Source organism: Noviherbaspirillum suwonense (assembly GCF_900182955.1).
GTDB lineage: Bacteria > Pseudomonadota > Gammaproteobacteria > Burkholderiales > Burkholderiaceae_D > Noviherbaspirillum_A > Noviherbaspirillum_A suwonense.
Genome location: NZ_FXUL01000003.1, coordinates 249,821 through 274,720 on the forward strand (window position 1 = coordinate 249,821; position 24,900 = coordinate 274,720).

A 24,900-nucleotide genomic window follows, 5' to 3' on the forward strand; every position below is an offset into this window, starting at 1 on the left:
AGAAGCGTCCGCTGTCTGAGCGAAGCGAGTTTCGGACGCTTCCCGTTTCAGGTGCTGGCGGCGCGTGCAGTCCGCGCAGCGGACCGCCATCGTAGGGGTCGCCTTTTTTGCGCCACTTTTTTGGCGAAGCAAAAAAGCGGGTCGGCTGCCGGGCCGAACACCCGGCTACTCCCCACGGCAGTGAAGCCTCAATGTTCCACCCGTCAGCAGACGTAGCATCGGCGCCTTGCTGTGGCGTGTTCTCGTAACGTGCAGCCGTCGCAAACTGCAGAAGCGGCTTCGCGACGGTACGCCGGCGGGCGGATGAAGCAATACTGTCTGTCCTGCCGGACGACCTAGCCGGGTTTCGGCCCGGCAGCCGACCTACTTCTCTTGCTTCGCCAAGAGAAGTAGGCAAGAGAAGGCGACCCCGGAGATGCCGCCCCGCTGCGCGGGGTGCCCACGCCGCTGGCACCGAAATCGGGAAGCGTCCGAAACTCGCTTCGCTCAGACAGCGGACGCTTCTTTTTCCGATTTCGGCACCAGCGACGTGGCGTCATCAACGGGATTCACTGCAACAGCCACTGCCAAGGCAACGGCAACGGCCACTTCAAAAGCAACGGCCACTTCAAAAGCAACGGCCACTGCAACGGCAACCGCAACCGCAACTGTCGCTGCGCGGGCAACGGCTCCGGTCGCTGCGCGAAACTGCTATCTCATCTGAAAATCGCTTGCCGATAGGCGTTGGTGCGCTGCACCGCTCGGCGCCACCTCGAATTTCTCACGGCCCGCCGCCTTCATCTCCATGCGATTTTGCGCAAATCTTGCGCAAAGATTCCCTTTCCCCCACCCCATATCAACGATCCACGCAAAACCTGTTTGCGCAAAACTTGTCAATATTGCATTCAATCAATTGGCAAGGAACGAACGTGGACAACAGGGGCGTTGGCGCGCGTGGCGGCTGGGTGCGTGGGGCAGGCGGGATGCTGCTGCATATGGCGGGCGTACTGGCGGTTGCGGGCGTCGCGGTGGCGCTGCTGCTGGCGGGGCTGGTCTGGATCACGATCAAGGAAACGCCGGACGTCGACCACCTGCGTACCGTGCGGGCGGTGCATCCGAGCGTGGTGCTGGCGGGCGATGGCAGCGAGCTGACGACCCTGCGCAATGTGCAGCGCGAATGGCTGCCGCTGGACAGGGTCTCGCCGCAGGTGGTGCATGCGCTGGTCGATACCGAGGACAAGCGTTTCTACGAGCATCCGGGCGTGGACGTGCGGCGCACGCTGGCGGCGGCGTTCCGGACGGCCAATGGCGATACCCAGGGCGGTTCCACCATCACCCAGCAGCTGGTGCGCAACCTGTATCCGGAAGAGATCGGGCGTGCGCGGACGGTCAACCGCAAGCTGCGGGAGATCATCACGGCGACGCGCATCGAGCAACGCTATACCAAGGATGAGATTCTCGAGACCTACCTGAACACCGTGCCGTTTCTCTATAACGTCTACGGCATCGAGATGGCGGCGCGCACGTATTTCGGCAAGCCGGCGGCTGAACTCGGCGCGCTCGAGAGCGCGACGCTGGTGGGCATGCTCAAGGGCACCCATTACTACAATCCGGTGGTCAACCCGGAACGCGCGCGCGGCCGCCGCGACGTGGTGCTGGCGCAGATGGTGCGCGGCGGGCACCTGAGCGACGAGGAATTCCGGCGACTGCGCGGCACGCCGCTGGGGCTGAACTTCCAGCGGCAGGCGGAAGCGGCCGGCAGCGCGACGCATTTCACCGAATATGTCCGCAAGTGGCTGGCCGACTGGGCCGAGCGGAACAACCGCGATCTCGGCGCCGAAGGCCTGGTCATCCAGACCACGCTGGACCCGAAGCTGCAGGCGCTGGCGGCGGAAGCGGTCGAGCGGCAGTCGCAGGTGCTGCAGGCGGTGGCCGATGTCGAATGGGGCACGGCGTCGCCGCGTCTGCTGTCGAAAACGCCGGCGGCCTATGAAAAGATGCAGGCCAGGGTGCAGCCTTTCCGCTACCTGTGGACCGAGCGCGGCACGCTGCTCGACAGCTTCCTGCGCGAGACGCCCGAGTTCCGCCGCGCGGTTGCCGCCGACGGCGAGGCGGCGACGCTGGCGCGGCTCAAGCGCGATCCGGCCTTCATCGCCCGGCTGCAGGAAGCCAAGACCCGGCTGGAAGCCGGCTTCCTGGCGATGGACCCGGCCAGCGGCGAAGTGCGGGCCTGGGTCGGCAGCCGCGACTTCCAGCGCGACCAGTACGACCATGTGGCCCAGGCCGAGCGCCAGCCGGGTTCGACCTTCAAGCCCTTCGTCTATGGCGCGGCGCTGGAACGCGGCTTCAGCCCGGAACGGATGTATGCGGACGGCCCGGTGGAAATCCGGCTGGGCGACGGCCGTTTCTGGCGGCCGGCGGACATGGGCGGCGCAAGCGGCCGGCCGATGAGCCTGCGCGACGGCCTGGTCTACTCGAAGAACACCATTACCGCGCAGGTGATGCAGGATGTCGGCGTCAACGACATCGTCGCACTGGCCAAGGCGGCCGGCGTCAACCGCAGCAAGCTCGACGCGGTGCCGTCGCTGGCGCTGGGCACGAGCCCGGTCACGCTGCTTGAAATGGTGGCTTCCTATGGCACGATCGCGCGCGGCGGCGAATACCGCGAGCCGATCTTCATCCGCAGCATCAAGGACCGCGAGGGCAGGGTGCTGGCCGAATTCAGCAAGGCGCCGGTGCGGGTGATGAGCGAGCAAACCTCGACCGAACTGATCGACATGATGCGCGGCGTGGTCAGCCGCGGCACCGGCACTGCGATCAAGAGCCAGTTCCGCATCGTCGCCGATATCGCCGGCAAGACCGGCACCACGCAGAACAATACCGACGGCTGGTTCATCCTGATGCATCCCAATCTCGTGGTCGGCTCATGGGTCGGCTTCAACGATGCCCGCGTCACCATGCGCAGCGACTATTGGGGCCAGGGCGGCCATAGCGCGCTGCTGCTGGTCGGCGACTTCTTCCGTGCGGCAACGGCCAAGGGCATGCTCGACGTGAAGGCGTCGTTCCCGCGCCCGGCCCGTCCGTCTCTGATGGCCGCCGCGCCGCCCCCGGCGATGATGGACAACCAGGGCGAAGTGGTGACGACCGCCGCCGCACTGGAATCGCTGCCGCCTCCGACCACCCGCGCCGATATCGTGGTGCGGCGTTATGTCGGCGGCGGCGTCTGGGCCGGCGACAGCCAGGCAGCCGCCCTGGCTGACAAGGCCGGCAAGGCCGACGCCATGCCGGCCCGCAGCGCCGAGGAAGTCGGCGCCATCCTCGGCGGCATGGGCCGCGACCCGGTGACCGGCGCCCGCATGGCTGCCCGCAGCGCGGTCGACTATGGCGACGATCATCCGGTGGCCACCTCGGGCGCATCGGGCGGCGGCGAAACGCAGGCCGGCGCGGAAGCCGAACCGATACGCTGAAATCCCGTCCAGCGCAGAAAATCCCCGGAATTGCTGCAGGTTGTGCTTGGCCGTTACATTGGCAAAGTGCTATTCTCTTGCAAGTTTTAAATGATGGACAATTTAGCATCACGAGGCGCCGGCAACGGCGCCCAATCAACCGATCCGGATGGAGATAAATATGGAACAGCCTCAGGAATCATCGCAACAAGCGCATGAGCTCACGTCCCAGGTGACCTATAACCCGGACAACCTGCTTGACTCGCTGATCGAGCGCCTGAACCTGAAGAACGATGCCGCGCTGTCGCGTGCGCTCGAGGTCGCGCCGCCGGTCATCAGCAAGATCCGCCATCGCCGGCTGCCGGTGGGCGCATCCATGCTGATCCGCATGCACGAAGTCTCCAACATGGATATCCGCGAGCTGCGGGAATTGATGGGCGACCGCCGCACCAAGTACCGCCTGAGCGATGCGCAGGGCAAGCCCAAGCCAGAAAAAGCCTGACCGCCAATCCTGCATGGGTGTTTATGTTCGGCATCGCACTGTTGGAATGAACCTGCCTGGAGATAATGCTTTACAGGCGGACGGACCAGATCCGGTCCGGTTTCCGCGCCGTATAACTCATCTCCGGAGCAACACCATGAAATCGAAACTTCTCGCCTTGTGCCTGTTCGCCTCGCTCGCTTCGCTGTCGGGCGCCGCGTCCGCCAAGGGTTGCCTGAAGGGCGCAGCGGTCGGCGGCGTCGCCGGCCACGTGGCTGGCAACCATGGCGTGCTGGGCGCGGCTGCCGGCTGCGCAGTCGGACGCCATCGCGCCAACAAGAAAGATGCTGCCCAGGCGCAAGCCCAGACGCAGCAGCCGGCGCCCGCACCCGCGCCAGCCAAGTAAATCCGTGGCGGGTGGCGCCGTCGCCCGGTAGCCCGGCAAACCAGTAGTTCAGTTAATCGCTCGCGGGCTCCGGCGCCGCTGCCTGCAATGCCGGCAGCGGATGGTCGGCATGCTGGTGCCGGATGCAGTTGCGTCCTGCTTTCTTGGCTGCGTACAACGACCGGTCGGCCAGCTTCATCAACTGGTCCACGCCCGTTATCCCAGGCCCCATGCTGGCGACGCCGATGCTGACGGTATAGCCGATCTCGTCGTTGCCGCTGCGCACCCGCTGGCCTTCGACTGCCACCCTGAATCTTTCCGCCAGCCTGAGCGCGCCGTCAAGGTCGGTCGACGGCAGCAGCGCGGCAAATTCCTCGCCGCCCATCCTTGCGACGACATCGATCTCCCGCACGTTCGCCGCCAGCGTCAGCGCCAGGTTGCGCAGCACGTCATCGCCGGCCGCATGGCCCCAGGTGTCATTGATGTTCTTAAAGAAATCGGCATCGATGGCGATCAGCGACAGCGGCCGCGGGAAACGGCGCCAGCGCTCCAGCTCCAGCTCGGCCGCCTCGAAGAAGGTGCGGCGGTTGGCGATGCCGGTAAGGAAGTCGCAGGCGCTTGCGCGCATCACGCTGTCGCCGGCTTCCCGCTTGTCGGTAATGTCGCGCACGATCAGCGCATAGCCCTTTTCCTCCTCGGGCATGTCATCGTCCCGCGCGAGGGGCGCGATCATCGTGTTGGCCCAGAACCGGCTGCCGTCGGCCCGTACGCACCAGCCATTGTCCAGGCTCCAGCCGTTGGCGTCGGCTTCCCGCAGGCGGTCGGCGACGCGGTCGCTGGTAATGGAGCCGGGCGAAAAGAAAAGCGTGAGTTCGCAGCCGGTCACGGTCCGCTCGGTGTGGCCCGTCACCCGTGCAATGCTCTGGTTCCAGGCTTCGACCCGGCCGCTCTTGTCGAGCGACATCAGCGCATAATCGGTGACGCCGGTCAGCACCGCATTGAACCAGGCTTCGCTCTGCTTGAGCTGGCGTTCGCGCTTGACCACCTGCGTGATGTCGGTGATGACGGCCATCAGCCGCTTCCCGTCGAGCCTGAACAGCGAGACCGACAGCATCCGGGCATCCATCTTCCCCGGTATCCCGGCGCTGAGCTGCACCCGCTGGCCCTCGCAGATGGTGCCGTGCGTCGCCATGAAGTTGTTAGCCATGTTGCGCAGTTCGGGCGCCACCTGCTCGAGCGCGTCGAACAGGTTGTCGAGCCCGCCATGGGAGGACAGCGGCATCAGCAGCTGCGCGCACAGCGGGTTGAGCATGCCGATGGTTCCATCCGGCGCGAACTGCACCACGCCTACCGGGACCAGGTACAGAAACTGCAGCAGCGCTTCGTACTCTTCTTCCATCGTGTTCACGCCGCGTCCCGCGGCTAGGCGCGCTGTACGAGGACGTAGCGCGTGCCGCGTTGCGCGCCGGCCAGCAGGCGCAACTTCACCTTGATCGGGCGCATGCGCAGCGTCAGCACATAGTCGATGGTGTCGTCCAGCGCCGTGCCCGACTCGGCGGCATCCTCGAAGCGCTGCGCCACCAGGAAGTTGTTCATGCAGGGCGCAACCAGCGTAAACAGCGGCTGGCCGAGGACGCGCTGCGGCGACAGGCCTGCCGCCTGCGACTCGAACGCGTTGTAATGCGTGACGGCGGTTTCGGCGTCGAAGCCGATCACGCCGAAATCGAGTTGGTCTAGCCCCTCTGCCGGCTCGGCATCGATGGCGGAGAGAAGGTCTGGCTGGTTGAACGCGAGCTTGCTCATGTCGGGATGGGATGTTTCAAAGTGTAGAAATCAGGAACAACCGATAAATTTCCGGTAAGAAATTATATTACATCATAATTTATTTCTACGACGCAACTAAAATTGTTTGCTTGATCCTGCATAAGCGGCCTGCTGAATCATCGGCGATACGTGCAGTCCAACCTGGCATTGACCAGGAGGCAGCATGACCAAGGACAAGCAGCAGGAAACCGATGCCGGAAAACGCCAGGATGAGGCGCGGCCCGAGACGGAACCGGACAGTGCGGACGCGCTCAACGATGCGCGGGCGCTGCAGCAGATGATCGAAGGCACGCCCGATTCGACGGATGAGTTCAGGCGGATAGAACAGAAGCGCTGAGCCGGAGGCAGTCGGGTCCGGCTGCCTACACCGCCTCGGGCAGCTTGTGCGGACGGGCGTCGTCCGCGGCCAGCGCATTGTGGTAGTGCCAGATGCGGTTGATTGCATAATCGGTTGCCGCATGGCGGACCGCGTTGCGGTCGCCGTCGAAGCGCCGGGTCTCGGAAAAGGTGGTGACGCCGTCCTTGTGCTCGAACGACCAGGCAAAGCAGATGGTGCCTGCCGGGATGCCGCCTTCGCCGGGGCCGGGGCCCGCAACGCCGGTGTCGGAGATCGCGACATTGGCATTGGCGGCCCTGAGCGCGCCTTCGGCCATCTCGCGTGCGACTTCCTCGCTGGTCAGGTTATGGCGCTTGATGGTTTCCGGCTTCACGCCGATGCAGCGCATCTTGGCCTCTTCCGAATAGGTGACGAAGGCGCACTCGAGCCAGCAGCCGCTGCCGGGCTCGTCGGCCAGCGTGGAGGCGATCATGCCGGCCGTGCAGGACTCGGCAGTGACGAGCTTGAGCTTGTTGTCCTGCAGGTAGCGCAGGACGCTTTGAAGTTGATGATCCATCGGGAAGGCTTTCCAGTGCCGGGCGCCGGCGATGGAAAAGTCTAGCGGGCGGAGATGCCCGCCGCTTTGCGTGGACGTAATGCGCCGGGAGGGAAGGCGCACATACCGTCACTGCCGCCGCCTCGCCGGGCGCTGCCGCCCGGTCCGGGATAACGGCGCTGCCGTCCCTTCAGGGAAGCAGCGATTCCAGCACGAACAGGTCGGCCGGGTTCTCGCGCTGGCGCACCAGGTGCACCTGCGCGCCGTCCACCATCACTTCGGCGGCGCGGCCGCGGGTGTTGTAGTTCGACGCCATCGTCATGCCGTAGGCGCCGGCCGACATGATGGCCAGCAGGTCGCCGTCCCGTATGGCGAGCGTCCGGGCGCGGGCCAGCCAGTCGCCGGATTCGCAGATCGGGCCGACCACGTCATACACGGCCGCCGCATCGCCGCTGTGCTGGATGACTTCCTTCACGCCGTGCCACGCCTCGTACATCGCGGGACGCATCAGGTCGTTCATCGCGGCGTCGACCACGGCGAAATTCTTGGTGGCGCCATGCTTGAGGTACTGCACTTCGGTCAGCAGCAGCCCGGCGTTGCCGACGATCGAGCGGCCCGGCTCGAATAGCACCTTGATGCCCTTGCCCTGGTATTTCTCGTCGCGCCAGGCGTTGATGCGGGCGAACAGCCGCCCCAGGTAGTCGCCGGCCGCGACCGGCGCTTCCTTGTCGTAGGTAATGCCCAGGCCGCCGCCGATATCGAGATGATGCAGCGGTATGCCCAGCGCCTCGAGCTGGTCGACCAGCTCGATCACCTTGTCCAGCGCTTCCAGCAGCGGCGCATCGTCCAGCAGCTGCGAGCCGATATGGCAGTCGATGCCGACCACATCGAGGTGCGGCAGGTCGGCCGCGGCGCGATAGGTGGCCAGCGTGTCTTCATAGGCCACGCCGAATTTGTTGTCCTTCAGCCCGGTCGAAATATATGGATGGGTCTTCGCGTCCACATTGGGATTGACCCGCAGCGACACCGGCGCCTTGCGGCCCAGCCCGGCCGCCACCTCGTTGAGCCGGTGCAGTTCCGGTATCGACTCGACGTTGAAGCAGAGGATGTCATGCTCGAGCGCCAGCCGCATCTCGTCGCGCGACTTGCCGACGCCGGAAAAGATCACCTTGCGCGGGTCGCCGCCGGCGGCGATCACCCGCAGCAGTTCGCCGCCCGACACGATGTCGAAGCCGGAGCCCATGCCCGCGAGCAGGTTGAGCACGGCCAGGTTGGAATTGGACTTCACCGAGTAGCAGACCAGCGCGGCGTCCGCGCCGCGGGCATGCCGCTCGCAGGCGTCCGCATAGGCCGCAAAATTCTCGGTCAGCGCCTGCTTCGAATAGACGTAGGTCGGTGTGCCGAAGCGGCTGGCAATGTCTTTCAGGGGCACGGCTTCGGCGCAGAATTCGCCGTCGCGATAGGAAAAATGCGGCATGGTGGGGGGAAGGGAATTATTGGGAAACAGGTACGGGCGGCGTCGCGGTCGCCGGCAGCGGCGGTGGCGCCACGGCCGCAGGCGCGGACTGCCTGGGCGCGGGCTTGACCGGCATGTACAGCGGGCCGGTCTGGCCGCAGCCCGACAGCAGGAAGGCCAGCGCAATGAGGCCGGAACGGCACAGGTGGAACGGGGAGTTCACGATTAGAATCACGGGTGACTAAACTTAGCGGAGTGTAACATGACCGATTCAGAATTCCTGGCCCTGGCGGAGTCCACGCTGGACAACATCGAAAGCGCGATGGAACAGGTGGCCGAGGACACCGATGTCGATATCGAGTGCAGCCGCAGCGGCAATGTGCTGCAGATCGAGTTTGCCGACAACGGCACCAAGATCATCGTCAACAGCCAGGCGCCGATGAAGGAAATGTGGATCGCCGCGCGCTCGGGCGGCTTTCATTACCGTCGCGTCGATAACCGCTGGATCAATACGCGGGACGGCTCGGAGTTCTACGAGGCGCTGTCGACCATGGCGTCCGAGCAGGCCGGCATCCCCCTGACGCTGAGGGATGCCGGCTAATTCAGGTCAGAACAGCTCGTTCTTGACTTCGTCGCGGGTCTTCTCGGCTTCCTGGCCTGCCGGCCCGCCCGGATTTTCCGCCACGCCCAGCGTACGCACGCCGGTGCCGGGCGGGTACTCGGCATAGTAGTAGTCGCCATTGGCCGCGATCAGGCCGTCCGGCATCGTGCGCTCGTCCACCGGCATCGATTTCAGCGCCTTCTGCATGTAGTTTATCCAGATCGGCAATGCCAGGCCGCCGCCGGTTTCCTTGTTGCCCAGGTTGCGCGGCTGGTCGAAGCCTATCCAGGCAATGCCCACCAGCTTGGTCTGGTAGCCGGCGAACCAGGCGTCGATCGAGTCGTTGGTGGTGCCGGTCTTGCCGGCGATGTCCGGCCGCTTCAGCACCATCGCCTTGTTCGCGGTGCCGTACTTCACGACATCCTTGAGCATGCTGTCCATCACGTATGCATTGCGGGCGTCGATCACCCGGTTCGCCTCGACGCCGGCGCGGTCGGGTTTGACTTCCGACAGCACGGCGCCAGACGCGTCGGTGATCTTCGAGATCAGGTAGGGATTGACCTTGTAGCCGCCATTGGCGAAGACCGCGTACGCGCCGGCCATCTGCAGCGGCGTCACCGCGCCCGCGCCCAGCGCCAGCGTTAGGTAGGCCGGGTTCTTGTCGGCGTCGAAGCCGAAGCGGGTCGCATATTCCTGGCCATACTTCGCGCCGATGCGGTTCAGGATGCGGATCGAGATCATGTTCTTGGACTTGGTCAGGCCCTTGCGCATGGTCATCGGGCCTTCATACTTGCCGTCGTAGTTCTTCGGCTCCCATGCCTGGCCGCCGGTCTGGCCGGCGTCGAATGTCAGCGGCGAGTCGTTGATCACCGTGCTCGGCGACAGGCCCTTTTCCAGCGACGCGGAGTAGATGAAAGGCTTGAACGACGAGCCCGGCTGCCGCCATGCCTGCGTGACATGGTTGAACTTGTTGCGGCTGAAGTCGAAGCCGCCGATCAGCGCGCGAATCGCGCCGTCTTCGGTGCTGGCCGATACGAAGGCCGATTCGACTTCCGGCATCTGCGTGATGCTCCAGGTCTTGCCTTCCTGGGTCACGCGGATGATCGCGCCGCGCTTGACGCGGCGGTTCGGCGGCGCCTTGTCGCTCAGCAGGTTGACGGCGAACGCCAGGCCGGGGCCGGTGATCGAGATTTCTTCGCCGGAGGCCAGCACCGCGCGCAGCGCCTTGGGGCTGGCTTCCATGACCACCGCCGCGATCAGGTCGTCGCTGTCGGGATGGTCGGCAAGCTCGGTCTCGATGGCGTCCTCGGCTTCCTCGCGCGCCGCCGGAATATCCATATAGCCTTCCGGGCCGCGGTAGCCGTGCCGCTTCTCGTAGTCCATCACGCCGCGCCGCAGCGCGATGTAGGCCGCGTCCTGGTCGGACTTGGTGATCGTGGTGAAGACGTTCAGGCCGCGCGTGTAGGTCTCCTCGCGGAACTGCTCGTAGACCATCTGGCGCGTCATTTCGGCAACGTACTCGGCATGGATGCCGAACTCGCTGGTCTCGCTCTTGATCTTCAGTTCTTCCTTCTTCGCCTCGGCATAGGCCTCGTCGCTGACGTAACCGAGGTCATGCATGCGCTGCAGGATGTACTGCTGGCGCGCCTTGGCCCGCTTTGGATTGACCACCGGGTTGTTCGCCGACGGCGCTTTCGGCAGGCCGGCCAGCATCGCCGCCTCCGCCAGCGTGATGTCGGACAGCTTCTTGCCGAAATAGACCTGGGCCGCCGAGGCGAAGCCGTAGGCGCGCTGGCCCAGGTAGATCTGGTTCATGTAGACCTCGAGGATCTGGTCCTTGCTCAGGTTCTGCTCGATCTTCCAGGCCAGCAGCACTTCATACAGCTTGCGCTTGAGCGTCTGCTCGCTCGACAGGAAGAAGTTGCGGGCGACCTGCTGCGTGATGGTCGACGCGCCCTGGCGGGCGCCGCCCGAGAGGTTATGGACAGCGGCGCGCAGGATGCCGAAATAGTCGACGCCGCCATGCTCGTAGAACCGGTCGTCCTCGATCGCCAGCACCGCCTGCTTCATCACGTCCGGGATTTCCTTGAAACGGACGACATTGCGGCGCTCCTCGCCGAACTCGCCAATCATCACGTTATCGGCGGTAAAGATCCGCAGCGGAATCTTCGGGCGGTAGTCAGTTAAAGAATTTAGCTCCGGAAGGTTCGGATAAGCCATCGCAAGCATAAAGCCCAGCAATAAAACGCCGATAACAGCAAAGCCAGCAAGAATTCCGAAGGCGCCCAGCGTCAGTCGGGCAAACAGGTTCATGCGGCGCTTGGGCGGCGGCGTGGTCCGTGACGAGGGACGGTCGGGGGTGTTTGGAGGGCTCATTGCGGGGATAGGGAAGGAGTGCGGAAGGGGGGTCTTAAAGACTGCTCATTATAACGGCAGCACAGTCCGCAGGCGCACCACGGTCCCAAATGAGCACTTTTGTCCACCATCCAATCGCTTCGTCAGGTTTTTGCAACGCGAAATAGTGTTACCCTGTGGAAATTGCTTTACATCCAGAGAAGCTTGTTGCTACGATCTGAAGACACCCTGCGCATGCGCTAAATATCGGTATTTAAAGGTTTTTTTGATATGTACATACTCGTACCGAATGTCAGGCCAGCGCACAAAACCCGCAGCCAAACAAGAAAACTTGTTTTCTAGGGGAAATTTCTGCCATGGACTTCTCTTCCTTATTCCAGAAAAAAAATGCGCCGCTGATCGGGCTGGACATTAGCTCGTCGGGCATAAAGCTCGTCGAACTGTCCGACGCCGGCAAGGGCATGCTGCGGCTCGAACGCTACGCCAGCGAGCCGCTGCCGCGCGGCGCGGTGGCGGACGGCAACATCGACAACATCGAGCAGGTGTCGGAAGCGGTGCGCCGGGTCTGGAAGAAGAGCGGCACCCGCGCCAGGCTGGCGGTGCTGGGCATGCCGCCGGCGTCGGTCATCACCAAGAAGATCGTGCTTGCCGGCGGCCTGTCGGAAGACGAACTCGAACTCCAGGTCGAAAACGAGGCGAGCCAGTACATCCCGTTTGCGCTGGAAGAGGTCAGCCTCGATTTCGACGTGATCGGCCCGCTGCAGAATTCGCTGGAAGATGTCGAGGTGCTGCTGGCCGCGTCCCGCAAGGAAAAGGTCGAGGACAGGGTCGCCGTCGCCGAAGCCGCCGGCCTCAAGCCGAAGATCATGGATATCGAGTCCTACGCCGCCCGCGCCGCGCTGGGCCGCGTGATGGAGCTGCTTCCGCAGGGCGGCCAGGGGCAGATCGTCGCGCTGTTCCAGATCGGCGCCCAGATCACCCATATTTCCGTGCTGCTCGACGGCCAGCCGCTGTACGAGCGCGAACAGCCGTTCGGCGGCAACCAGCTCACCCAGGACATCGTCCGCACTTACGGCATGGCGCAGGAAGAGGCGGAAAACAGGAAGCGCACCGGTGACCTGCCCGAAGGCTACGAGCGGGAACTGCTGGAGCCTTTCCTGGAAAGCGCCGCGCTGGAAGTGACCCGCGCGATCCAGTTTTTCTTCACATCGACGCCTTATACCCGCATCGACCAGATCTACCTGGCCGGCGGCTGCGCCACCATACCCGGCCTGGTCGACATCGTCGCCAGCCGCACCAAGGTGTCCACCGCCGTCGTCAGCCCGTTCCAGGGCATGCAGCTGGGCACATCGGTGCGCGAAAAACAGCTGCGGGCCGATGCGCCCGCCTATCTCGTCGCCTGCGGGCTGGCGATGCGGAGGTTTGACTGATGGTCAGAATCAATCTGCTTCCCCACCGGGAAGCGCGGCGCAAGGAACGCAAGACCGCGTTCGTGGCGATGCTCATCGCCGCGGTGTTCGTCGGCGGGCTGATGGTGCTGGCGGTCGGCGGCGTGATCGCCACGCGCATCGCCAGCCAGAACGAGCGCAATGCCTTCATCCAGGCGGAAAACGCCAAGCTCGATATCCAGATCAAGGAAATCGCCACGCTGAAGCAGGAAATCGAGGCGCTGAAGGCGCGGCAGCAGGCGGTCGAAGACCTGCAGAGCGACCGCAACCAGCCGGTCTACCTGATGGATGAACTGGTCAGGCAGGTCCCGGAAGGCACCTACCTGCGCTCGTTCAAGCAGGCAGGACAGAAGGTCATGCTGAACGGTTACGCGCAGTCCAACGAGCGGGTCTCCGAACTCCTGCGCAACCTGGGCAACGTGTCGCCCTGGCTGGAGCGGCCGGACCTGGTGGAAATCCGGGCCGCCACCACGGGGCAGGCCAAGGACCTGCGCAAGGTATTCGAGTTCACGGTCAACGTGGGCATCAAGCGCAGCCGTGAAGCGGACGCGGCGGCCGCAGCGGCCGCGGTAGCGCCGATCGCCGCCGCAAAACGCCCCTGACGCGGAAAAGACACCATGGCAAACATGAAAAGTTTCGATATCGGCGCCCAGTTCCAGAACCTGAGCGGTCGCCATCCGGGGCAGTGGCCGCTGCTGCCGCGCGCGCTGTGCGGCGTCGGCGTGCTGCTGCTGGTGCTGGCGCTGGGCTGGTACTTCTACTGGGACGGCCAGCTCGAGGAATTGAGCATGGGCGAGCAGGAAGAGCAGCGCCTGCGCGAAGCCTACAAGAGCAAGGTGCAGCAGGCGGTCAACCTGGAAGCGCTGCGCAAGCAGAAGGAACAGGTCGGCGAATACGTCGCCACGCTGGAGAAGCAGCTGCCGAGCAAGGCCGAAATGGATGCGCTGCTGTCGGACATCAACCAGGCCGGCCTTGGGCGCGGGCTGCAGTTCGAGCTGTTCAAGCCGGGCCAGGTCGTGGTCAAGGAGTATTACGCCGAGCTGCCGATCGACATCAAGATCACCGGCAATTATCACGACGTCGGCGCATTCACCAGCGACATCGCCAATCTGCCGCGCATCGTCACGCTGAACAACCTGAACCTGGTTGCCGGCAAGGATGGCGCGCTGACCATGGAAGCGGTGGCCAAGACATTCCGCTACCTCGACCGCGAGGAAGTCGCCGCGCAGCGCAAGGCGGAGGCCGATGCCAAGAAGGGAATCAAGAAATGAGCCCGTCCCGGATAGCACGCGCGTCCCTGTGCGCCATGTTGCCCGCCCTGCTAGCAGCTTGCGGCGACGGCGGCATACCGGAAGTGAAGCAGTGGATGGATGAGACCCGGCGCCAGACGAAGGTCGTGGTGCCCAAGCTCACCGAGCCGAAAAAATTCACGCCGTTCACCTATGCCGGCAAGAGCGCGGCCGACCCGTACAGCCCCGCCAAGTTCGTGAACGCGACGGCGGCGCCGTCCGGCACGGGCAACCGCTTCCAGCCGAATACCGACCGCCGTCGTGAACCACTGGAAACTTTTCCTCTGGATAACCTTAAAATGGTGGGAACCTTGCGCAAGCAGGGCGCCAGCTTTGCGCTGGTGCAGGCGGAACACACGCTGTTCCAGGCCAAGGTCGGCAATTACATCGGCCAGAATTTCGGCCAGATCACCAAAATTACCGATAGCGAAGTCGAGCTGAAGGAAATCGTACAGGACGCAGCCGGCGAATGGGTCGAGCGCACTGCCAAGCTGGAGCTGCAGGAGATAAAGAAATGATGAACCACCACTATCGTTCGCTGTGGCAAGCCTGTGCAGCCGTTTGCATCGCCGGCGCATTCGGCGTCAGCCATGCGCAGGAAAACGCCATCGAATCCATCAGCGCCAACCAGCAGGGCGCCAACGTGATCGTCAAGATCGCGATGAAGAACCCGGTGCAGAAGCCGCCTATCGGTTTTTCGATCACCAGCCCCGCGCGGATCGCGCTGGACTTCGCCGGCACCAGCAGCAGCCTGAATACGCCGGTGCAGGAAGTCGGCATCGGCGACGTGCGCAGCGTCAACATCGTCCAGGCCGGCGAGCGTTCGCGCCTGGTCTTCAACCTCAACCGCCCGCTGAATTATGCGACGGCGGTCGACGGCAATACCGTCATCGTGACGATAGACGGCACCGGCGGCGTCCCCCGCGCGGTCAATGCGGCCGGCGTCCCGGTAGCCCAGGCAGCCCAGTCGACCCAGGCAGCTCCCGCGGGCGCGCCGGCCGGCAAGCCTGCCATCCGCGACATCGATTTCCGCCGCGGCACCGCCGGCGAAGGCCGGGTCGTCATCGACCTTCCGGGCAACCAGGTCGGCGTGGACGTGCGCCAGCAGGGCCAGAACATCGTTGTCGATTTCGCGAAAACGGCCTTGCCCGAGATGCTGCGCCGCCGCCTCGACGTCGGCGACTTCGGCACGCCGGTGCGCACCATCACCGCGACATCGCAGGGTGAAAACGTGCGCATGGTGATCGAGCCCAAGGGCTTGTGGGAACACAGCGCCTACCAGAGCGACTCGCAGCTGGTGGTCGAAGTGCGGCCGCTGAAGGAAGAGCCGAACAAGCTGAGCCAGGGCACCCAGGGCTACCGCGGCGAGAAGCTCTCGCTGAATTTCCAGAACGTCGAAGTGCGCGCGGTGCTGCAGGTGATCGCCGACTTCACCGGCCTCAACATCATCACCAGCGACACGGTCGCCGGCAACCTGACCCTGCGCCTGAAGGACGTGCCATGGGACCAGGCGCTGGACATCGTGATGCAGGCCAAGGGCCTGGACATGCGCAAGAACGGCAACGTGCTGTGGATTGCGCCCAAGGATGAACTGCTGACCAAGGAAAAACTGGAGCTGGAACAACGCTCGCAGATCGCCGAACTCGAGCCGCTGCGCACCGAGACCTTCCAGCTCAATTACCAGAAGGCCGAGTCCTTCAAGACCCTGCTCGACAATGCCGGCGGCAATGGCCGCAGCATCCTGTCCAAGCGCGGCAGCGCCGTCATCGATCCCCGGACCAACCAGCTGTTCGTCACCGACATCACGTCGAAAGTGGAGGAAATCCGCAAGCTGGTCCAGAAGACCGACATCGCCAGCCGGCAGGTGCTGATCGAGGCGCGCATCGTCGAGGCGAATGACACGTTCAGCCGCGACCTCGGCGCCAAGCTCGGTTTCGGCATCCAGAACAACCACATCGTGGCCGGCGGCCAGCAGGGCATCCCCGGCACCGGACCGACGCCGGTCGGCGGCAATTCCGTCAACCTGCCGACCAGCACCAGCAGCGGCCTGTCGCCGGGTTCGGTTGCTCTGACGCTGTTCAACACCGCGGCGACCCGCTTCATCAGCCTGGAACTGCAGGCGCTGGAGTCCGACGGCAAGGGCAAGATCCTGTCCAGCCCGCGGGTCATCACCGCCGACCAGCTGAAGGCGACGATCGAGCAGGGCACCGAGCTGCCTTACCAGACCGCGACCAGCAGCGGCGCCACCGCGCTGTCGTTCCGCAAGGCCAACCTGAAGCTGGAAGTGATCCCGCAGATCACGCCGGATGGCAACGTGATCCTCGACGTCGACGTCAACAAGGACAGCGTCGGCCAGAACACCGCGAGCGGCCTGGCGATCGACACCAAGCACGTGAAAACCCAGGTGCTGATTGAAAACGGCGGCACGGTCGTCATAGGCGGCATCTATATCCAGGAAGATCGCGATACAATCAACAAAGTACCGGTGCTTGGCGACATTCCGGTCATGGGGAACCTGTTCAAATCGACATCGCGCAGGAATAACAAGACTGAACTGCTGATCTTTCTGACGCCCAAGGTTCTCAGCGATAAACTGGCTGTGAGGTAATAACGAATTGAATTTCCTGAACGCAGGGGCACACCCTGCACGGGGGCTGTGGTAATCCCGGCTGGCGCGGCGGGCAATATTTTCCTGGTAGGACTGATGGGTTCGGGCAAGACCACCGTCGGCCGCGCGCTCGCAAAACGACTGAACAAACGCTTCTTCGATTCCGACCATGAAATCGAGGCGCGCACCGGCGCGTCCATCCCGCTGATCTTCGAGATCGAGGGCGAGGCATCCTTCCGCCAGCGGGAAGCGGACATGATCCGCGACCTCACCGCCTGCGAGGGCGTGGTGCTGGCGACCGGCGGCGGCAGCATCCTCAATCCCCAGAGCCGCGCCTACCTGAAGTCGCGCGGCCTCGTCATCTACCTGCGCGCCGGCGTCTCCAGCATCCTGCAGCGCACCGGGCACGACAAGAACCGGCCTCTGCTGCAAACCGCCGACCCGCGCGGCCGCCTCGAGGAACTGTCGGCGCAGCGCGAGCCCTATTACCAGGAAGTGGCGGACATCATCATCGAGACCGGACGCCCTAACGTACAATACCTGGTCCAGACGATCATCGCCTACCTCGAAAAACTTCCCGAAAACCCATTGGGCGTCCGCCTGTCGGACGCCGACAATCCGCCGATGAACCAGACCGCCCAGACTGCCCAGACCGTGGCCGAGCCGATCACTTTGCAGGTCGATCTCGGCGAACGCAGCTACCCGATCAGCATCGGCCAATCCCTGCTTGCACATGGCAAGCTGGTCGCCGACGCGGTCAGCGGCGAACGCGCCGCGGTCGTCACCAACACGGTGGTCGGGCCGCTGTATCTCGATGCGCTCGTGCAGTCGCTGCGCGCAGCCGGCAAGCGCGTGACCGAGATCGTCCTGCCCGATGGCGAGGAAGAGAAAACCTGGGAAAACCTGCAGCGCATCTATGACGGCCTGCTGCGCGACCAGTGCGACCGCAAGACCACGGTCATTGCGCTCGGCGGCGGCGTCGTGGGCGACATGGCGGGCTTCGCCGCGGCGACCTATATGCGGGGCGTGCCCTTCGTCCAGGTGCCGACCACGCTGCTCGCGCAGGTCGATTCCTCGGTCGGCGGCAAGACCGGCATCAACCATCCGCTGGGCAAGAACATGATAGGCGCGTTCTACCAGCCCAGGGCGGTGGTTGCCGACACCGCCACGCTCGCCACGCTGCCGCCGCGGGAGCTGTCGGCCGGGCTGGCGGAGGTGATCAAGCACGGCGCGATCATCGACGCGCCCTTTTTCGACTGGATCGAGGCCAATATCGGCCGCCTGATGGCGCGCGACCCGGAAGCGCTGGCCTATGCGATCAGGCGCTCCTGCGAGATCAAGGCGGACGTGGTGCGCCAGGACGAGCGGGAAGGGGGGCTGCGCGCCATCCTGAATTTCGGGCACACGTTCGGCCATGCAATCGAGTCGGGCATGGGCTACGGGCAATGGCTGCACGGCGAAGCGGTCGGCTGCGGCATGGTGATGGCGGCCGACCTGTCGCAGCGCCTCGGCCTGATCGATGCCGCCGAGCGCGAGCGGGTGGCGGCGCTGGTGCGGGCTGCCGGCCTGCCGGATGTCGCGCCTGACCTCGGCGCGGAACGCTGGCTGGAGCTGATGCAGGTCGACAAGAAGAACGAAGGCGGGCAGATCCGCTTCATCCTGCTCAAGCCGCTGGGCGCGCCGCTGATCACCACCGTGCCGCAAGACGCGCTGCTGGCGACGCTGCAAGCCTGCACGGCGCGCTGAGCATGGACTTCGAAGCCGGCCTCGCCCCCTATGCCGCGCAGTCGGCGCGGTCCGCAGGCCGGCGTTACCCGGAGCCGGCAAGCAGTTCCCGCACCGAGTTCCAGCGCGACCGCGACCGCATCGTCCATTGCGGCGCATTCCGGCGGCTGGAGTACAAGACCCAGGTCTTCGTCAACCATGAAGGCGACCTGTTTCGCACGCGCCTGACGCACAGCATCGAAGTCGCGCAGATCGCCCGGTCGATTTCCCGCAACCTCGGCTTGAACGAAGACCTGGTCGAAGCGATTTCGCTGGCGCATGACCTGGGCCACACGCCATTCGGCCATGCCGGACAGGATGCGCTCCATGCCTGCATGGAAAACCACGGCGGTTTCGAGCACAACCTGCAAAGCCTGCGCGTGGTCGACATCCTGGAGCGCCGCTACGGCGGCTTCGACGGGCTGAACCTGATGTTCGAAACCCGCGAGGGGATACTGAAGCATTGCTCGGCGACCCATGCCGCGCAGCTGGGCGACATCGGCAAGCGTTTCCTGGAAAGAAAGCAGCCGACGCTGGAAGCGCAGCTGGCCAACCTGGCCGACGAGATCGCGTACAACAACCATGATATCGACGATGGCCTGCGTTCCGGGCTGCTGACGGTCGAGCAGCTCGAAGGCATCGATTTCTTTGCGCGCCACAAGCGCGAGGCCGAGACGGCTTATCCGGGCATCAGCGGACGCCGTGCGATCAATGAAACCGTGCGCCGGATGATCAATGCGCTGATCGTCGACCTGATCGACACGTCGAAGGAGCGGATACGCGAAAGCGGCGTGCAGAGCGTGGAAGAAGTCCGCATCGCCGGGCCGCTGATCGCGTTTTCAAGCAGCATGCGCGGCGAGGCCCTGCTGCTCAAGCGCTTCCTGCGGCAGAACCTGTACCAGCATTACCAGGTCAACCGGATGACCAGCAAGGCGCGGCGCATCGTCACCGAGTTGTTCGAGATTTTCATGCGCGAGCCGATATTGCTGCCGCCGTCCTACCAGATCGCCCAGGCGGCAGGCGTGGATGCCGGCGAGCACCAGGGCCGGCAGGCGCGCAGCATCGCCGATTACATTGCCGGCATGACGGACCGCTATGCGATGCGGGAGCATCGGCGCTTGTTTACGATAGACGAACTCTGAGCCGGCGCGGCTCTTCGCAGCCGTCCAACAAGCCGGGAAAACAATCGCGTTCGCCAGGAGCACCCGTCAATGTGGCCGTACGAATAAACGTTGGCGCATTGCGGCATTCGCCGCGCATCGAAAGAAGCGGATCGACGTGTACCAATCCCAAGTCATCGCGCACCGAAGGAGATCCATGGTGCCGATTCGTCACCTGGCCCGTAGGGTGTAATAACCGCAGCGCATTACACCATCGGCCAATCAACCCCCATCGCTCATTCGCAACGAATGGTGTAATGCGCTTGCGCTTATTACACCCTACGGGGTTTCATGGCGCCTTGTGAACCGGGATCGATATTGGCAAGCTGGTAATGCGCTGCAGCGTATTACAGCGCCCGCAGCGGATGTGCATGATCCGGCCATACCGGGCTGAAAAATTGCCCGATTTGTTCGTCGGTGACCTCGTCCAGCGTGGCCGGCGACCACTGCGGCGCATTGTCTTTTTCGATCACCCGCGCCCGTATGCCCTCCAGCACCTCCTGGCCCTCGAAGGAATGCCGGACCATGGTGCGCTCCATGCGCAGGCATTCGGCCACCGTCATGTCGGCGCCGCGACGCAACTGTTCGAGCGTCACGCACAGGAGCAGCGGCGAACCGCGGCGCAGCGCCGCCAGCGTCTTCGATGCGAATTCGCCGCCGTCGCTTTCCAGCGAAGCAATGATGGCCGGCACCTTGTGATGCGCGAAATGACGGTCGATCGCTTCCCGGTTGGCCGCGAGCATGCTGTCTTCGGGCTTGAACCCGGCCGCGTAGGGCGCGGCGCTGGCATGGATCAGCGCAATCACCTCCGCGCCGGATGCAAACGGCTGGGTCTCCAGCGCCGAGTACAGTTCGGGCAGCGCCGAAGCGGGCAGGGCAACATCGGCCAGGTCCGCATACAGCGCGTCGGCCGCGCTTACGGTCTGTCCGGTCAGCGCAAGCCAGTCGCCGACCTTGCCGGGCGAACGCGACAGGAAATAGCTGCCGCCGACGTCGGGAAACAGGCCGATGTGCACCTCCGGCATGGCCATTGCCGTCTTGTCGGTCACGATGCGCAGGCGGGTGTGCGGGCCGCCCTGCGACACGCCCATGCCGCCGCCCATCACGATGCCGTCCATGAAGGCGATGTAGGGCTTGGAATAATGGTGTATCAGGTGATTGAGCGCGTATTCCTCGGTGAAGAAATCCTCGAGCAACGCGCTGCCGCCCGCAGGACCCGCGGTTCCCACCTGGTAAAAGAAACGGATGTCGCCGCCGGCGCAAAAGGCCCGCTCCGTGCTGGCGCGTATTGCCACAGCCAGTACGTCGTCATCCTGCTGCCAGTCATTCAGCAGCGTCGTCAATGCCCGGATCATGTCGAGCGACAGCGCGTTCAGCGCCTTGGGCCGGTCCAGTGTGATAAAGCCGATACGATTCTTGATAGTCCCGGTGACATGTGCGGTCATAAACTTTGCTGTCCAAAAGAAAACGCACAGTTTACCGGCATTCGACTTCAGTGGCAGCGGGCTGGCAGATAGCCAGCGGAATTCCGCCAGGATAAAACTCGGCGGGTCGCTTAGTGGGTCGACTTGGCCTTGGCGAGCACCACGGTCCAGCGGTTGAACAGCAGCATTTGCAGGTGGCCTGGGTCATCGCCGGGACGGCAGTCGATGATGGGGTTCACGCTGTACTGGCTGCGCCGGACTTCGCGGCGGATCTGCATTTCGCGGCGGCCGACGCGCAGCATGAAGCCAGCCTGGGGACGGTCGAAATCGACTGCATTCGGTGCGGTGTTATTCAGAAGCGCCATGGCGTTTTCTCCGGATCAGAAACGTTGAACATGGCGATAATGTATCACAAGTACTGTATGAATAAACAGTATTTTTGCGGCGCGGGTAGCAACAAGGGCGCAGAACGCGCCCTCGGACTGGCTGGCCTATGCGGCCGGAAATTCAGGCAGGCTCACGGCGCGGGGGCCGGGACGCTGTCGGCATCGATGTCGGAACCGCCCTCGACGCTTTCGCCGGGCATGCGCTTGAAGCCCGGATGCTGGTGTTCCTGGGTGCGCGTCTTGTACTTGATCACCTGGCGATCGAGCTTGTCGATCAGGATGTCGATGGCGGCGTACAGGTCCTGCGCGAGGCTGGCCACGTGCACATCCTTGCCGCGCAGACGCAGGGTGATCTCGGCGCGCTGGCGTTTTTCTTTCTCGGGGAGGTTGTCCACCGCCAGGATGACGGCGATGTCGATGACATGATCAAAATGGCGCCTGATGCGCTCTAGCTTGCCTTGCAGGTATTCACGGATTGCGGGAGTCACTTCGAGATGATGTCCACTGATGGTCAGATTCATACAACGCTCCTGTGAAATGCCGGCAGAGGTTTCATCGGACATGAAACTTGGCGACTGGTACATGCAGCAAAAACTACAAGGCCTTGCGCAGGTTAACTGGAGGGATCTTCAGGGCTTCCCGATATTTTGCAACGGTGCGGCGGGCAACCACCATGCCCTGTTCCGCCAGCATTTCTGCGATTCGGCTATCGGAAAATGGGATCTTGGGGTCTTCGGCTCCTATGAGTTGCTTGATCAGCGCACGTATCGCAGTCGATGACGCTTCACCGCCGGCATCGGTTGCGACATGGCTGCCGAAAAAGTATTTCAGTTCGAACATGCCATGCGGCGTAAGCATATATTTCTGGGTAGTCACACGGGAGATGGTGCTTTCGTGTAAACCCAGTGTATCAGCAATCTCCCGCAAGACAAGCGGACGCATGGCGACCGCGCCGTGCGAGAAAAAATTGCGCTGGCGGTCGACGATGGCCTGTGCGACGCGCAGGATGGTGTCGAAACGCTGGCGCATGTTCTTGATCAGCCACTTCGCTTCCTGCAGCTGCGAACTCATCGAGCCCTCGCCCTTGTTCTGCTTCAGGATGTTGGCATACAGCGCATTGACCCGCAGCCGCGGCATCACGTCGTGATTGAGCACCACCTGCCAGCCGGCCCTGGTGCGCTTGACGATCACGTCCGGCACCACGTAGTCGGAGGCGTCGCTGGCGAACGCGGCGCCCGGGTGCGGGTTGCACTGCCGGATCACCGCCTGCGCCTCGCGCAGGTCCTCGTCGTCGCAATCGAGCGCCTTCTTGAGCTTGTTGAAGTCGCGCTGGGCGAACAGCTGCAGATGCTTTTCCACGATGGCCAGCGCGGTCCGGCGCGTGACCAGCGGGATGCGCGGCATGCGGCGGATCTGCAGGGAAAGGCATTCGGCCGCATCGCGCGCGCCGACGCCGGGCGGGTCGAAGCTCTGCAGCAGCTTCAGCGCCATCGACATTTCCTCGGCCTCGACTTCGAGTTCCTCGGGCAGGCGCGCATGGATTTCCTCCAGCGGCTCGGTCAGGTAGCCATTGTCGTCGAGCGCATCGACCACCAGTTCGACCAGCGCCCGGTCGCGCGGGTTTTTCACGGTCACGCGCATCTGCTCCAGCAGGTGCTCGCGCAGCGTGACGTCATGCGCTTCCATCTGCGGCCTGGCGTCATCGTCCTCGGGCGCCTTGGACGTGCGGGCCACGTCGTCGAAACTCCAGTCGCTGTCGCCGCTGCTTTCCCCGCTGTCGCCGCCTTCGCCGCCCTCGAAGCTGGTCTCGCCGTCGCCCGCGGGCGCCGCGTCGGGCGCCGGCGCATCGCTGCTGGCGGTCGTGGTGGGGGCGCTGCTGACCGAACCGTCAGCCAGCAGGCGCACCGAATGATCGAGCGGATCGTCCAGCCGCTCCAGCAGCGGATTGTCGGACAGGATCTGTTCGAGCTCCTGGTGCAATTCCAGGGTGGACAACTGCAGCAGCCGGATCGACTGCTGCAGTTGCGGCGTCAATGCGAGATGCTGTGATACGCGGAGTTGAAGGGTCTGTTTCATTTGTGCCTTCGCCTACATCCGGAAATGCTCGCCCAGATAGACGCGCCTGACCGATTCGTCGGCAATGATGTCGTTTGGACTGCCACTGGCCAGGACCACGCCTTGATTGATGATATAGGCGTGATCGCAAATACCCAAGGTTTCGCGAACGTTATGGTCGGTGATCAGCACACCGATATTGCGCTCCTTCAGGAATCGAACGATGCGCTGGATTTCAATGACGGCAATCGGGTCGACGCCGGCAAAGGGTTCGTCCAGCAGGATGAAGCGCGGGTTGGTGGCCAGCGCGCGCGCGATCTCGACCCGCCTGCGTTCGCCGCCGGACAGCGACATTGCCTGGTTGTCGCGCAGTTTCTCGATCTGGAGTTCGGACAGCAGTGCGTCCAGCCGTTTTCCGATCGCGGCCTTGGACAGCGGCTTTCCGTCCAGCCGCTGCAGCTCCAGCACCGCGCGGATATTTTCCTCCACGGTCAGCTTGCGGAATACCGAGGCTTCCTGCGGCAAGTAGGACAGGCCCAGCGACGCGCGCCGGTGGATAGGCAGGCGCGAGATGTCGACGCCGTCCAGGTCGATTTCGCCGGCGTCGGACGGCACCAGGCCGACGATCATGTAGAACGAGGTGGTCTTGCCGGCGCCGTTGGGCCCGAGCAGCCCGACAACCTGGCCGCTCTCCACGTGCAGCGAGACGTCGCGCACGACCTGGCGGGCGCCATAGGTTTTCTGCAGGCCGCGGACGTTGAGCGTGCTGTTGTCCATGTCAGGGCGCCTTCGTCTCGTTGCGCGGCTGGATGGTCGCCCTGATGCGTCCGCCGCCGGCCTTGCTGGCGCCGCTCGCGGTGTTGTTGACCGAATAGAATTCCTGCTTGCTGTCGTAGGAAATGAAATCGCCCTCGACCTCGTCGGTCGGCCGGGTGCCGTCCAGCAGCCGCACCCGCGCATTGACATAGAACTTGGCGACCTCGGTCCTGGTGTCGTACTCGATGCGGTCCGCCGCCTCGCCGTCGATCCACAGGTTGGGGCCGCCATCGCGTTTCTGGCGGAAGGTCGCCTTCTCGCCGCGCTTCGCATACAGGGTTGCGTACTGGTAACCGGCCGGGTCCTGGGTGACGACCATGCGGTCGGCCTTGAGGGTCAGCGTGCCGCGCACCAGCACCACGTCGCCGGTAAACGTATTGATCTGCTTGACGTCATCGTAGGCCATCTGGTTGGCTTCGATGTTGGTCGGCTTGGAAGCGTCCGCTTTTTCCGCCTGTGCGCCGCCTGCGGCAACCATGCCCAGCAGCAGAACGATCCAGCATTGGATTCTTTTCATCAGTGTTCTCTAAGGTAATGCGCGGAAGCCCGGA

25 protein-coding genes are annotated in these 24,900 nt (G+C 63.9%); 12 read left to right on the forward strand and 13 right to left on the reverse strand.

The features are described 5' to 3' along the window. Positions 1 to 486: 486 nt before the first annotated feature. The gene (locus tag QOL82_RS06795; protein ID WP_283441490.1) at positions 487 to 624 is read right to left on the reverse strand and encodes a hypothetical protein; all 138 of its coding nucleotides are present in this window, start codon (positions 622 to 624) and stop codon (positions 487 to 489) included. Positions 625 to 908: 284 nt separating this feature from the next. Here QOL82_RS06795 and QOL82_RS06800 point away from each other — a divergent pair, with 284 nt between their 5' ends. The 3 genes from QOL82_RS06800 to QOL82_RS06810 all read left to right on the forward strand — a co-directional run bounded on the left by QOL82_RS06800 (position 909) and on the right by QOL82_RS06810 (position 4,312). Next, complete coding sequence (locus QOL82_RS06800; RefSeq protein WP_346772288.1) at positions 909 to 3,446, forward strand: penicillin-binding protein 1A; 2,538 nt, start codon at positions 909 to 911, stop codon at positions 3,444 to 3,446. A 160-nt stretch (positions 3,447 to 3,606) separates the two neighbouring features. Next, entirely contained in the window at positions 3,607 to 3,927 is a 321-nt protein-coding gene (locus tag QOL82_RS06805; protein ID WP_283441491.1) for a hypothetical protein, read from the forward strand. Positions 3,928 to 4,063: 136 nt separating this feature from the next. Further along, a complete protein-coding gene (locus QOL82_RS06810) occupies positions 4,064 to 4,312 on the forward strand; it encodes a hypothetical protein (RefSeq protein ID WP_283441492.1) in 249 nt (82 codons plus the stop codon). 52 nt (positions 4,313 to 4,364) lie between these two features. On the opposite strand, the gene QOL82_RS06815 is transcribed toward QOL82_RS06810, so the two are convergent. After that, the gene (locus QOL82_RS06815) at positions 4,365 to 5,690 is read right to left on the reverse strand and encodes a sensor domain-containing diguanylate cyclase (RefSeq protein ID WP_283441575.1); all 1,326 of its coding nucleotides are present in this window, start codon (positions 5,688 to 5,690) and stop codon (positions 4,365 to 4,367) included. Between the two features lie 23 nt (positions 5,691 to 5,713). After that, entirely contained in the window at positions 5,714 to 6,094 is a 381-nt protein-coding gene (locus QOL82_RS06820; protein ID WP_283441493.1) for a PAS domain-containing protein, read from the reverse strand. Between the two features lie 184 nt (positions 6,095 to 6,278). Here QOL82_RS06820 and QOL82_RS06825 point away from each other — a divergent pair, with 184 nt between their 5' ends. Beyond that, positions 6,279 to 6,452 (forward strand): hypothetical protein, encoded by a 174-nt coding sequence (locus tag QOL82_RS06825; protein WP_283441494.1) that lies wholly within the window; start codon positions 6,279 to 6,281, stop codon positions 6,450 to 6,452. A gap of 25 nt (positions 6,453 to 6,477) precedes the next feature. Here QOL82_RS06825 and QOL82_RS06830 read toward each other — a convergent pair whose 3' ends face one another. From QOL82_RS06830 to lptM, 3 genes are all read right to left on the reverse strand, one after another. Beyond that, complete coding sequence (locus QOL82_RS06830; protein WP_283441495.1) at positions 6,478 to 7,008, reverse strand: CinA family protein; 531 nt, start codon at positions 7,006 to 7,008, stop codon at positions 6,478 to 6,480. A gap of 169 nt (positions 7,009 to 7,177) precedes the next feature. Further along, complete coding sequence (gene lysA, locus QOL82_RS06835; RefSeq protein ID WP_283441496.1) at positions 7,178 to 8,464, reverse strand: diaminopimelate decarboxylase; 1,287 nt, start codon at positions 8,462 to 8,464, stop codon at positions 7,178 to 7,180. A 16-nt stretch (positions 8,465 to 8,480) separates the two neighbouring features. Next, complete coding sequence (gene lptM, locus QOL82_RS06840; protein ID WP_283441497.1) at positions 8,481 to 8,666, reverse strand: LPS translocon maturation chaperone LptM; 186 nt, start codon at positions 8,664 to 8,666, stop codon at positions 8,481 to 8,483. Between the two features lie 39 nt (positions 8,667 to 8,705). On the opposite strand from lptM, the gene cyaY reads away from it, so the two are divergent. Next, a complete protein-coding gene (gene cyaY / locus QOL82_RS06845) occupies positions 8,706 to 9,044 on the forward strand; it encodes an iron donor protein CyaY (RefSeq protein WP_283441498.1) in 339 nt (112 codons plus the stop codon). 6 nt (positions 9,045 to 9,050) lie between these two features. Here the strand turns inward: cyaY and QOL82_RS06850 are convergent, their stop codons facing one another. Further along, positions 9,051 to 11,420, reverse strand: a complete 2,370-nt coding sequence (locus QOL82_RS06850; RefSeq protein ID WP_430438450.1) for a penicillin-binding protein 1A — start codon at positions 11,418 to 11,420, stop codon at positions 9,051 to 9,053. A 335-nt stretch (positions 11,421 to 11,755) separates the two neighbouring features. Between QOL82_RS06850 and QOL82_RS06855 the strand changes: the two genes are divergently transcribed. The 7 genes from QOL82_RS06855 to QOL82_RS06885 all read left to right on the forward strand — a co-directional run bounded on the left by QOL82_RS06855 (position 11,756) and on the right by QOL82_RS06885 (position 19,650). Then, the gene (locus QOL82_RS06855; RefSeq protein WP_283441499.1) at positions 11,756 to 12,829 is read left to right on the forward strand and encodes a pilus assembly protein PilM; all 1,074 of its coding nucleotides are present in this window, start codon (positions 11,756 to 11,758) and stop codon (positions 12,827 to 12,829) included. Next, the gene (locus QOL82_RS06860; protein ID WP_283441500.1) at positions 12,829 to 13,449 is read left to right on the forward strand and encodes a PilN domain-containing protein; all 621 of its coding nucleotides are present in this window, start codon (positions 12,829 to 12,831) and stop codon (positions 13,447 to 13,449) included. The genes QOL82_RS06855 and QOL82_RS06860 overlap by 1 nt, the downstream gene beginning before the upstream one ends. A gap of 15 nt (positions 13,450 to 13,464) precedes the next feature. After that, a complete protein-coding gene (locus QOL82_RS06865; RefSeq protein ID WP_283441501.1) occupies positions 13,465 to 14,118 on the forward strand; it encodes a type IV pilus inner membrane component PilO in 654 nt (217 codons plus the stop codon). Between the two features lie 35 nt (positions 14,119 to 14,153). Next, positions 14,154 to 14,654 carry a pilus assembly protein PilP gene (locus QOL82_RS06870; protein ID WP_283441502.1) on the forward strand — a complete coding sequence of 167 codons (501 nt, stop codon included), beginning with the start codon at positions 14,154 to 14,156 and terminating at the stop codon, positions 14,652 to 14,654. Further along, positions 14,651 to 16,744, forward strand: a complete 2,094-nt coding sequence (locus tag QOL82_RS06875; RefSeq protein WP_283441503.1) for a type IV pilus secretin PilQ — start codon at positions 14,651 to 14,653, stop codon at positions 16,742 to 16,744. Before QOL82_RS06870 ends, QOL82_RS06875 begins: the two co-directional genes overlap by 4 nt. Before the next feature lie 96 nt (positions 16,745 to 16,840). Then, complete coding sequence (aroKB, locus tag QOL82_RS06880; RefSeq protein ID WP_283441577.1) at positions 16,841 to 18,490, forward strand: bifunctional shikimate kinase/3-dehydroquinate synthase AroKB; 1,650 nt, start codon at positions 16,841 to 16,843, stop codon at positions 18,488 to 18,490. A gap of 2 nt (positions 18,491 to 18,492) precedes the next feature. Beyond that, on the forward strand, positions 18,493 to 19,650 hold the full coding sequence (locus QOL82_RS06885; protein ID WP_283441504.1) for a deoxyguanosinetriphosphate triphosphohydrolase: 1,158 nt from the start codon (positions 18,493 to 18,495) through the stop codon (positions 19,648 to 19,650). A 365-nt stretch (positions 19,651 to 20,015) separates the two neighbouring features. Here the strand turns inward: QOL82_RS06885 and QOL82_RS06890 are convergent, their stop codons facing one another. The 6 genes from QOL82_RS06890 to lptA form a co-directional block, all read right to left on the reverse strand. Continuing rightward, complete coding sequence (locus tag QOL82_RS06890) at positions 20,016 to 21,113, reverse strand: enoyl-CoA hydratase/isomerase family protein (protein WP_283441505.1); 1,098 nt, start codon at positions 21,111 to 21,113, stop codon at positions 20,016 to 20,018. Between the two features lie 110 nt (positions 21,114 to 21,223). After that, the gene (locus QOL82_RS06895; RefSeq protein WP_283441506.1) at positions 21,224 to 21,457 is read right to left on the reverse strand and encodes a hypothetical protein; all 234 of its coding nucleotides are present in this window, start codon (positions 21,455 to 21,457) and stop codon (positions 21,224 to 21,226) included. A 152-nt stretch (positions 21,458 to 21,609) separates the two neighbouring features. Then, positions 21,610 to 21,999, reverse strand: coding sequence for a ribosome hibernation-promoting factor, HPF/YfiA family (gene hpf, locus QOL82_RS06900; RefSeq protein WP_283441507.1), 390 nt, complete (start codon positions 21,997 to 21,999; stop codon positions 21,610 to 21,612). A gap of 73 nt (positions 22,000 to 22,072) precedes the next feature. Next, positions 22,073 to 23,554 (reverse strand): RNA polymerase factor sigma-54, encoded by a 1,482-nt coding sequence (locus QOL82_RS06905; RefSeq protein ID WP_283441508.1) that lies wholly within the window; start codon positions 23,552 to 23,554, stop codon positions 22,073 to 22,075. Positions 23,555 to 23,566: 12 nt separating this feature from the next. Further along, positions 23,567 to 24,310 (reverse strand): LPS export ABC transporter ATP-binding protein, encoded by a 744-nt coding sequence (gene lptB, locus QOL82_RS06910; RefSeq protein WP_283441509.1) that lies wholly within the window; start codon positions 24,308 to 24,310, stop codon positions 23,567 to 23,569. A 1-nt stretch (position 24,311) separates the two neighbouring features. Next, a complete protein-coding gene (lptA, locus tag QOL82_RS06915; protein WP_283441510.1) occupies positions 24,312 to 24,866 on the reverse strand; it encodes a lipopolysaccharide transport periplasmic protein LptA in 555 nt (184 codons plus the stop codon). Positions 24,867 to 24,900: the final 34 nt, after the last annotated feature.